Genomic DNA, 9,432 nt, shown 5'->3' with positions numbered 1-9,432 from the left:
GCCTCCCCCGCCTCCCCCGTGGTCCGTGACCCGGCGCCCCCCGGCGCCGGGTCAGTCCGTCGCGATGGCCGCGAGGACGTTCATCCGTCCGGCCCGGAAGGCCGGGACGAGCGCCGCGAGCAGGCCGATCACCACCGAGGAGACCAGCGTGATCGCGACCGTGGTGGTCGGGACGGAGAGCGTCCCGAGGCCCTGGTCCCGCAGCACCCGCTGGGCGGTGACGCCCCAGCCGAGGCCCAGCCCGGTGCCGAGGACGGCGCCGAACACCGCGATCACCACGGACTCCAGCCGGATCATCCGGCGCAGCTGGCGGCGGGAGAGCCCGATCGCCCGCAGCAGGCCGATCTCGCGGGTCCGCTCGACCACCGACAGCGCCAGGGTGTTGACCACGCCGAGCACCGCGACCGTGATGGACAGGGCGACCAGCCCGTAGATCAGGTACAGCAGGGTGTTGATCTGGGACTGGACGAGCTCCTTGTAGCCGGCCTTGTCCTTGATGGTGAGCTGCGGATACTCCTTCAGCCCGTCCTCCAGCGCGGCCAGCGTCCGGTCGGCGTCGGCGCCGGCCGAGGCCTTGGCGAAGAAGGTCCACACCGGCGGCCGCTCGGCGTCCGGGACGGCCTTCTCCATGGTGTCCATGGCCACGAAGGCGTCGTCGCCGAACACCTCGCCCTTGCCGAAGACCGCGCCGACGGACAGCTCCTGGGTGCGGCCCTGCCCGTACTCGACGGTGACCCGGTCGCCGACCTTCAGGGCGTGGTCCTTGGCGAAGGCCGCGCCGATGCCCAGCGAGCCGTGCTGGACCGAGTCCACCGCGCCGGCGTCGACGGTCGGCCGGAAGTCGGTGCCGAAGAAGGTCGGCGGCACCGCGGTCAGCTGGGTCTTGGCCTGCCGGCCGTCCGCCAGCCGGACCTTCGCGCCGGGGAAGTACCGCTGGACGGTGACGTGGTCGATGCCCGGGGTCTTCCGGACCGCCTCCAGCATCTCGGGGGTGGCCGCGGTACGGCCGCCGGAGATGATGTAGTCCACGCCCACGGACTTGTCGATCTGCGCGCTGGTCGAGCTGACGGCCGAGGAGCTGAACACCGCGGAGGCGATCACCAGCGCCAGGCCGATCATCAGCGCGGCGGCGGTGGCGCCGGTGCGGCGCGGGTTGCGCATCGCGTTGCGCTGGGCCAGCTTGCCGGACGGGCCGAACAGCGCCGGCAGCAGCGCGCCGAGCACCCGGACCACGGCCGAGGCCAGCAGCGGGCCGAGCACCACGAAGCCGACCAGGGTGAGCACCACGCCCAGGCCCAGGTACCGGCCGCCGGTGGCCGCCTTCTCCGCCCCCGCGCCGAGCACCAGCAGCGCGCCGCCGCCCGCCGTCAGCACCAGGCCCGCGACCGTGCGGATCACGTTGGCCCGGGTCTCGGCCGGGGTGCCGTGGTCGCGCAGCGCGGCCATCGGCGAGATCCGGCTCGCCCGGCGGGCCGGGAACCAGGCCGCGACCAGGGTGACCACGATGCCGATCGCGTAGCCGGCCACGAACACGTCCGGCCCGATCTTCAGGTCGGCCGCCTCGAGGTCCATGCCGATCGCGTTCATCAGCTTGATCAGGCCGACCGCGACGCCCAGTCCGGCCGCGATCCCGAGGGTCGAGCCGAGCACGCCCAGGATCAGCGCCTCGACCAGCACCGACCGGTTGACCTGCCGCCGGCTGCCGCCGATGGCGCGCAGCAGGCCGATCTCGCGGGTGCGCTGGGCGACCAGCATCGAGAAGGTGTTGACGATCAGGAAGGCGCCGACGATCGCCGACACGAAGGCGAAGCCGAGCATCGCGTACTTCATGAAGTCGAGGCCGCTGCCGAACTGCTCGGTGTTGTCGGCCCGTTGCTCGGCCGCCGTCTTGATCAGGTAGCCGCCGCCGAGCTGGGCCAGCGCGTCCGCCTTGAGCTGGTCGTCGCTGCGGCTGCCGTCGCCGTACGCCGCGACGGAGCTGAAGGCCTGCTCTCCGAGCAGCACCCGCTGGGCGGTCGGGGTGTCCAGGAAGGCCAGCGCCGCGCCCGGGTTGGTGGTGGTGAAGGTGGCGATGCCGACGATGGTGAAGTCGTGCCTGCCGGCGGCGTTCTCGACCCGGATCCGGTCGCCCGCGCCGAGCTTGGCCTTCTTCGCGGTGTCCGCGTCCAGCACCAGCTCGGCCGGGCCCTGCGGGGCGTGGCCGGAGGTGATCCTCACCGGGCTGTTCGGGGCCCCGGTCCAGTTGCCGGCCATGGTGGGCGCGCCGGTGGTCGGGCCGACCAGCTTGTTGGTGGCCGGGTTGATCAGGACGGCGTTCTCGACCAGGACCTGGCCGACCGCGGTCTTCACCCCGGGCAGCGCGGCGACCTGCCGTTCCAGCGCGACCGGGACGGTCGGCGGCTTGACGGCGGCCTGCTGCGTCTCGTCCTCGGCCGGCTTGGGCGGCTGGACCGAGACGTCGGAGGCGGTCGCGGCGAAGAGCTTGTCGAAGGTGCCGGTGGCGGTGCCGGAGAACACCAGGGTCCCCGACACGAAGGCCACCGAGAGCACGACGGCGATGAGCGAGAGCGCCATCCGGCCCTTGTGGGCGAAGAAGCTCCGCAGAGAGGTCTTGAGCAGCATCGTGGTGTCGTCCCGTCGCTCAGCTGGTGCGCTTGCCGTCGAAGCGGCGCATGCGTTCGAGGACGGAGTCGGCGGTGGGCGCGTACATCTCGTCCACGATCACGCCGTCGGCGAGGAAGAGCACGCGGTCCGCGTAGCCGGCGGCGACCGGGTCGTGGGTGACCATCACGATGGTCTGGCCCAGTTCGTCCACCGAGCGGCGCAGGAAGGTCAGCACCTCGGCGCCGGAGCGGGAGTCCAGGTTCCCGGTGGGCTCGTCGCCGAAGATGATCTCGGGGCGGGCGGCCAGGGCACGGGCCACCGCGACGCGCTGCTGCTGGCCGCCGGAGAGCTGGGTGGGGCGGTGCTTGAGCCGGTCGGACAGGCCTACGGTCGCCACCACCTGGTCCAGCCAGGCCTGGTCGGGCCGGCGCCCGGCGATGTCCATCGGGAGCGTGATGTTCTCCAGCGCGTTCAGGGTCGGCAGCAGGTTGAACGCCTGGAAGATGAAGCCGATCTTGTCCCGCCGGAGTCTGGTGAGCTGCTTGTCCTTGAGGCCGGTGACCTCCGCGTCGCCGATCCAGATCCGCCCGGCGGTGACGGTGTCCAGGCCCGCCAGGCAGTGCATCAGGGTGGACTTGCCGGAGCCCGAGGGGCCCATGATCGCGGTGAACCGGCCGCGCTGGATGTCGACGTCGACCGCGTTCAGCGCGGTGACCTTGGTCTCGCCCGAGCCGTACGCCTTGGTCACCTGCCGGGCCGAGGCGGCGACGGTGGACGCTCCGCCGGGAAGCTGGGGGTCATGCACGACTGCCGTCGCCACTTGGGTCTCCTAGGGAAGGTGCGCTCACCCGTCGGCCCCGGCGTCACGACCGGGCCGCTTCCTGGCGGGTGGGGATGTGTGAACCACGTTAGGAGCGGCGGACGGACAGCTCGTCATCCGCCGGAATGAAGCCGTCCAACCATGGTTCTACGGGGCGCGGCGCGACTCCCCCTAGGGGTCGCCGCGGCCCGTCTCGGGGACGCCCCGTACGGGCCCGCGGCGACGGTGCGTCAGCTCGCCAGCGCGGGTGCGGCCAGCCGCTCCAGGGCGGTGGCGAAGCCCGCCACGACCGGGTCCAGCGCGGCCTCGGTCTCGCGCTCCACCAGGGTCGTCCCGTCCTCCTGGGCGACGATGTGGCGGTCGAGCACGAACCAGCCCTGGGTGATGTGGCCGGCGCCCATCGAGCTGAGCACCGGGCGCAGCGCGTAGTCCACCGCGAGGACGTGGGCGGGCGAGCCGCCGGTGGCGAGCGGCAGGACGGCCTTGCCGGCCAGCGCGTACTGCGGGAGCACGTCCAGCAGGGCCTTCAGCAGGCCCGAGTAGGCGGCCTTGTAGACGGGGGTGCCGATGACGATGCCGTCGGCGCGGTCGAACAGCTCGGTGACGGCGACGATCTCGGGGTGGCCGAAGTCGCCCGACAGCAGCGCGTGCGCGGGCAGGCTGCGGGCCTCGAAGGGGACGACGTGGTGGCCGCGCTCCGCGAGCCGCGCGTCGACGTGGCGCAGCAGGCGGGTGGTGCGGGAGGTCGGGGACGGGGAGCCGGAAACGGACAGGACGACTGCCATGGGTTCACCTCTGGCTGGAAGCGGGGCGGCGCGGCGCGGCACCGGGAGGGGTGGCGCGGTGGGGCCGGGGCCGGGCGTGGTGCGGAGGAGCGGGGCCCGGGCCGGCGGACGTGCGGGGATTCGACGGGCGCGCGTCAGCCGCGACAGAGCGAGCAGGCCACACCACGCCGCAGGTCGACGTGCCGCCGACGCGTGAGTGCCCAACGCTGGTCCATGCCCGGAATGCAAACACGCTGTGTTCGCGCCGGTCAAGAAACGTTTCAGCAGGCGGAACGCCGGGTGTCCGGACGTTACGGCGGAACGATCCGGTACGTGCATCAAAACTGCTACAAGAGGCCTGGTGGGCACCCCGGGGGGAGTCGACCCGGCCGGGGTCGGGCATCCTCGTCGGCATGAACACGTGGCAGGAGGGCCGCCCGGGGGGCGGCGGGAACCCGTACGGCGGCAGTGGTGGGGGCGGTTCGACCGAGCCGCCGCTGCCGTCCTCGCTGAACCCGCGCGGGCCGGGGGCACCCGCGCCGCGGCAGCCGGGGCGACCGGGGGCGTCCCGGTCCGGCGGAGTCCCGCCGCAGGGGCCCGGCGCACGGCCCGGCGGCCCGGGGCGCCCGGGTGGTCCGGGTGGTCCGGGCGGCCCCGGCCGTCCGGGCGGTCCCGGTGGCCCTGGGGGTCCCGGCGGTCCCGGTGGCCCCGGGGGTGCCGCCCGTCCCGCCCGTCCCACCGGCACCCAGGCCCGGCGCTGGCCGCGGGGGCGGATCGTGAAGTGGTCGGTCTTCGGCGTGCTGATCGCCGTCATGGTGGCCTCCGTCTCCACCTGGTTCTGGGCGGATTCCAAGCTCAACCACGAGGACGTGCTCGCCGACTACCCCGGCCGTCCGGCCGCGGGCAAGGGCACCAACTGGCTGATCGTCGGCTCCGACAGCCGCCAGGGCCTCACCGACGCCGAGCAGGACGACCTGCACACCGGGCACGACACCGAGGGCAAGCGCAGCGACTCGATGATGGTCCTGCACGTCGGGGAGCAGGGGAACACCCTGATGAGCATCCCGCGCGACTCCTGGGTGCCGATCCCCGAGCACCCAGGCGGCAACGGCAAGCCGGTCAAGGGCGCCACCGCGAAGATCAACTCCGCCTTCGGCAACGGCGGCGGCCGGCTGCTGGTCCAGACCGTCGAGCAGAACACCGGCATCCGGATCGACCACTACGCCGAGATCGGCTTCGGCGGCTTCGTCGGCGTCGTCGACTCGATAGGCGGCGTCGAGATGCACATCGACCAGGACGTCAAGGACAAGGACTCCGGGCTCGACCTCAAGGCGGGCGACCAGACCCTCACCGGCAAGCAGGCCCTGGCCTTCGTCCGCCAGCGCCACCAGATGGCCGACCAGGACCTCGGCCGGATGCGCAACCAGCAGAAGTTCCTCGGCGCCCTGGCCCACCAGGCCGCCTCCCCCGGCAACCTGCTGAACCCCTTCACGTTCTACCCGCTGGTCGACTCCGCGCTCGGCACCCTGATCGTCGACGAGGACTGCGGGCTGACCGACCTCGGCTCGTTCTTCCTCGCCATGAAGGACGTCAACGGCGGCAACGGCAAGTCGCTGACCGTGCCGATCGGCAACCCGGACTACCGCACCAAGACCGGCGAGTCCGCCGTGCTCTGGGACACCAACAAGTCCAAGCAGCTCTTCGACGCCTTCAAGAACGACACCGCGGTGCCGGAGTTCAAGTAACCACCCCCACTCTGGGTGACGATGCCGCCACAATGGGTGGATGTCACTCGTCACCGCGCTGATCCGCCACCGCCGCCACCGCCTCCTGGGCCGCCTGGTCCAGGAGGCGCTCGCGCTCTACGGGATGGAGGTGCCCGCCGCCTGCGAGATCGGGCCCGGGCTGCTCGTCTTCCACCGCGGCTTCGGCACCGTGCTGCACCCGTACACCACCCTCGGCGCCGGCGTGACGCTCTACAACGGCGTGACCATCGGCCGGGCCGACCCGTGGGTGCCGCAGGAGGAGAGCGCGATGCGGCGGGTGGTGGTCGAGGACGGCGCGGTGCTGTGCGCGGGCGCCAAGGTGGTGTGCAAGGAGGGCGTGCTGACCGTCGGCGCGGGCACCGTCGTCGGGGCCAACGCGGTGCTCACCCGCTCGACCGGGCCCGGGGAGATCTGGGCCGGCGCGCCGGCCCGCCGGGTGGGGACGCGGGCGGGCGACTGGAGGGCCGCCTCGCCGGCGCCGGCCCGGCCCGGCGCGAGCGGCTCCTGAGCCACCCGGCGGGGGCTACACGTACGGCAGCAGGCCGGTGCCGCACTCCGGGAAGCGGACCAGCCACTCCCCCTCGCCGCCGGCCTCCTCGGTGGCACCCGAGAAGCCGTAGTGGATCGGCTGCCGGACACCGCTCAGCCACCGGGCGTGGGTCAGCTGCACCGACACCGAGGCCGGGCGGTGCGCGCCGGCGGGCCCGATCGGGGCGGGCTGCTCCAGCACCAGTTCGTGCCCGGTCTCGCCGGGGCGGAAGGTCACCACGGTCTCGGTGCTCGGGCGGCGCGGGAAGGTGCCCGCCGGGTCCGTCCAGTACGCGGCGACCATCACCGCGAGGGTGCCGTCCAGACTGCCGGTGTCCGGCCGCACGTACTCCTCGTCCGCGACCCAGCGGGAGTGGTGGCGGACCTCGTCGGCGCCCCACCGCTCGTCCCAGCGCACCCAGTAGCCCGCCACCCGCTTGACGGTCATGCCCTCGCGGGCGACCCGAACGGCGAACCGCGCCGGGCCGACCGGCTCGCAGCCGGCCAGGGAGACCACCGTCACCTGTTCGTAGGTCGCCTCGCCGTCGTCGGCGCCCTGCTCCATCATCGGTCAACCACCTTGCCGCAGAGTCGAGTTCGGCCGCGGCTGGGACCGCGTCCGAGTCGAGCGTATGGCCTGGGCCACACCGGACCACATGATTGCCCGGTTCCGGCCCGGACGGCCGCGCTCCGGGCTACCCTGCCCGCCGCAGGTCCGCCCCGGCCGCCGCCCGGACGCGAAACCGCCCCGGAGCGGGAGGCCGGAAAGCTCCGACGTCCCGCTCCGGGGCGGTGCGTGTGCCAGGTGGTCGCGGCGCTTACTTGTCCGCGTCGACCACGCCGGACTTGGCGATGGTGATCTTGGCCGAGGTGCGGCCGCTCTGCGAGCCGAGCGACTCGATCTTCTTCACCAGGTCCAGGCCCTCGACGACCTCGCCGAAGACGACGTGCTTGCCGTCCAGCCAGTCGGTGACGATGGTGGTGATGAAGAACTGCGAGCCGTTGGTGTTGCGGCCGGCGTTGGCCATCGACAGCAGGCCCGGGCGGTCGTGCTTGCGGGTGAAGTTCTCGTCCGCGAACTTCTCGCCGTAGATGCTCTTGCCGCCGGTGCCGTTGTGGTTGGTGAAGTCACCGCCCTGGAGCATGAAGGCCGGGATCACGCGGTGGAAGCCGGAGCCCTCGTAGCCGAAACCGTTCTGGCCGGTGGCCAGCTCGCGGAAGTTGCGGGCGGTCTTGGGGACGACGTCGTCGTACAGCTTGAAGACGATCCGGCCGGCCGGCTCGTCGTTGATCGTGATGTCGAAGAAAACGTTGGAAGACATGCAGGGATCATGGCACGATCGACGGTCCCCCGCGCGCTGCCCCCGGCCGGAGGCGCCCGGCGGCGCTCAGGCCGTCGGCTTGCGGGCCAGCAGGTAGGCCTGCGGTGTCGGCTCCGCCCCCTCCGGCTCGCGGACCGTGCGGGAGGTGACCGGCAGACCCGCCGTCCGGAGCAGTTCCCCGACCCGCTCCGGCCGCAGCCGGCGGAAGTCCAGCGACACCGGGTGACCGAAGGGCCGCTCCTGGCGCGAGGGCCGGTCGCCGACCTGGAAGGCGAGCATCAGGTGGCCGCCGGGGGCCAGCACCCGGGCGAACTCGGCGAACACCTCGGGGAGCCGCTCCGCCGGGGTGTGGATGATCGAGTACCAGGACAGCACGCCGGTCAGCTCCCCGTCCCGGAACGGGAGGTCGAACATCGAGCCGACGCTGAACGGCACCTCCGGGTGGGCCCGCCGGGCCAGCTCGACCATCCGCGGCGAGAGGTCGATCCCGTGCACGTCCACGCCGAGCCGGTGCAGCGGGCCGGTCATCCGGCCCGGACCGCAGCCGACCTCGGCCGTCCGGGCGTCCGGCCGCTCGGCGCGGACCAGGTCGGCGAAGAGCGCCAGCATCGCCCGGTCCACCGGCATCCGGCTCAGCGCGTCCCGGAACATGTCGGTGTACTCGGTCGCGACGGCGTCGTAGAACGCCCTGGTCTCGGCGAGGAAGTCCGGCTCGGTCATGGTCCGGGACCCTACCGGGCGCCCGTCCCCCGTAGCATCGATCACGCCAACCAGCCCGAGGGGGACGGAAGATGAGCAGGATCGGGGTCTACCTGGCGCATCCGCGGCCGGACAGCTTCAACCACGCGCTGTACGAGGCGGTGGTGGACGAACTGCGCGGGCGCGGCTGCGAGGTGCGCGCCCACGACCTCTACGCGGACGGCTTCGCGCCACTGCTGACCGCCGAGGAGACCGGGACGGTGGCCGCGGCCGAGCGGCCCGTCGATCCGCAGCTGGCCCTGCACCGGACCGAGGTGGCCACCCTGGACGCCCTGGTGCTGATCCACCCCAACTGGTGGGGCATGCCGCCCGCGGTGCTCACCGGCTGGGTGCAGCGGGTGCTGGCCCCCGGCGTCGCGTACAAGCTCGGGACGGCCGACGGCGAGCCGGTCGGGCTGCTGCGGGCCGGGCGGGCGCTGGTGCTGAACACCTCGGACACCCCCGAGGCGCGGGAGCGCGAGGAGTTCGGCGACCCGCTGGAGCGGATCTGGGCGGCCTGCGTGCTGCCCTACGTCGGGGTCACCGATGTCCGGCGGACGGTGTTCCGCACCGTCACCGGCTCCCCCGACGCCGAGCGCGTGCGGTGGCTGCGGCAGGCGCGGAAGCAGGCGGCCGCGCTGCTCGGCTGAGCGGCGGCAGCTCCAGCGCCGCCACGGTCTGGCCGCCGCTGGTCTCGCCGGTCGGGCGGAAGCCGAGGCCGGCGTAGAACCCCGCCGGGCCGCCCCCCGGCCGGGACGTCGGTGCCGCCGGCCGGGGGCTCCGGAAGTCCGAAGCGTCTCGGGAGGGGTTACGGGAGGTTGCGGGCCATCACGATCCGCTGCACCTGGTTCGTCCCCTCGTAGATCTGCGTGATCTTCGCGTCCCGCATC

Annotated in this window: 10 protein-coding genes and 1 pseudogene; 3 read left to right on the top strand and 8 right to left on the bottom strand. The window is 73.1% G+C overall.

Translation table 11 applies throughout. The features are described from left to right. Nucleotides 1-51: 51 nt before the first annotated feature. The 3 genes from ACFRMQ_RS32730 to ssuE all read right to left on the bottom strand — a co-directional run bounded on the left by ACFRMQ_RS32730 (nt 52) and on the right by ssuE (nt 4,209). Nucleotides 52-2,622 carry an ABC transporter permease gene (locus ACFRMQ_RS32730; protein ID WP_380734367.1) on the bottom strand — a complete coding sequence of 857 codons (2,571 nt, stop codon included), beginning with the start codon at nt 2,620-2,622 and terminating at the stop codon, nt 52-54. A 19-nt stretch (nt 2,623-2,641) separates the two neighbouring features. Further along, on the bottom strand, nt 2,642-3,424 hold the full coding sequence (locus ACFRMQ_RS32725; RefSeq protein WP_380734366.1) for an ABC transporter ATP-binding protein: 783 nt from the start codon (nt 3,422-3,424) through the stop codon (nt 2,642-2,644). A 230-nt stretch (nt 3,425-3,654) separates the two neighbouring features. Beyond that, the gene (gene ssuE / locus ACFRMQ_RS32720; RefSeq protein ID WP_380734365.1) at nt 3,655-4,209 is read right to left on the bottom strand and encodes an NADPH-dependent FMN reductase; all 555 of its coding nucleotides are present in this window, start codon (nt 4,207-4,209) and stop codon (nt 3,655-3,657) included. A 755-nt stretch (nt 4,210-4,964) separates the two neighbouring features. On the opposite strand from ssuE, the gene ACFRMQ_RS32715 reads away from it, so the two are divergent. Together ACFRMQ_RS32715 and ACFRMQ_RS32710 are read left to right on the top strand one after the other, a co-directional pair. Next, nucleotides 4,965-5,933 (top strand): LCP family protein, encoded by a 969-nt coding sequence (locus ACFRMQ_RS32715; protein WP_380734364.1) that lies wholly within the window; start codon nt 4,965-4,967, stop codon nt 5,931-5,933. A gap of 40 nt (nt 5,934-5,973) precedes the next feature. Beyond that, nucleotides 5,974-6,462, top strand: coding sequence for a hypothetical protein (locus ACFRMQ_RS32710; RefSeq protein WP_380734363.1), 489 nt, complete (start codon nt 5,974-5,976; stop codon nt 6,460-6,462). A gap of 15 nt (nt 6,463-6,477) precedes the next feature. On the opposite strand, the gene ACFRMQ_RS32705 is transcribed toward ACFRMQ_RS32710, so the two are convergent. From ACFRMQ_RS32705 to ACFRMQ_RS32695, 3 genes are all read right to left on the bottom strand, one after another. Beyond that, entirely contained in the window at nt 6,478-7,050 is a 573-nt protein-coding gene (locus ACFRMQ_RS32705; protein ID WP_380734362.1) for a hypothetical protein, read from the bottom strand. A 250-nt stretch (nt 7,051-7,300) separates the two neighbouring features. Continuing rightward, nucleotides 7,301-7,804 (bottom strand): peptidylprolyl isomerase, encoded by a 504-nt coding sequence (locus ACFRMQ_RS32700; protein ID WP_380734361.1) that lies wholly within the window; start codon nt 7,802-7,804, stop codon nt 7,301-7,303. 66 nt (nt 7,805-7,870) lie between these two features. Further along, nucleotides 7,871-8,524, bottom strand: coding sequence for a class I SAM-dependent methyltransferase (locus ACFRMQ_RS32695; RefSeq protein WP_380734360.1), 654 nt, complete (start codon nt 8,522-8,524; stop codon nt 7,871-7,873). A gap of 71 nt (nt 8,525-8,595) precedes the next feature. Between ACFRMQ_RS32695 and ACFRMQ_RS32690 the strand changes: the two genes are divergently transcribed. Further along, nucleotides 8,596-9,192 (top strand): NAD(P)H-dependent oxidoreductase, encoded by a 597-nt coding sequence (locus ACFRMQ_RS32690; protein WP_380734359.1) that lies wholly within the window; start codon nt 8,596-8,598, stop codon nt 9,190-9,192. Here the strand turns inward: ACFRMQ_RS32690 and ACFRMQ_RS32685 are convergent. Both ACFRMQ_RS32685 and ACFRMQ_RS32680 read right to left on the bottom strand, forming a co-directional pair. Next, nucleotides 9,116-9,301, bottom strand: a pseudogene (locus ACFRMQ_RS32685) (GNAT family N-acetyltransferase); the annotation flags it as partial. The gene ACFRMQ_RS32690 and the pseudogene ACFRMQ_RS32685 sit on opposite strands and share 77 nt — an antisense overlap. Before the next feature lie 49 nt (nt 9,302-9,350). After that, the coding region (locus ACFRMQ_RS32680) for an acyl-CoA dehydrogenase family protein (protein WP_157882129.1) at nt 9,351-9,432 on the bottom strand (82 nt) is incomplete at its 5' end.

It is taken from the genome of Kitasatospora sp. NPDC056783, assembly GCF_042789895.1.
In the GTDB taxonomy this organism is placed as follows: Bacteria; Actinomycetota; Actinomycetes; order Streptomycetales; family Streptomycetaceae; genus Kitasatospora.
The sequence above is the reverse complement of the archived record's forward strand: the minus strand, read 5'-3'. Positions and strand labels throughout refer to the sequence as shown.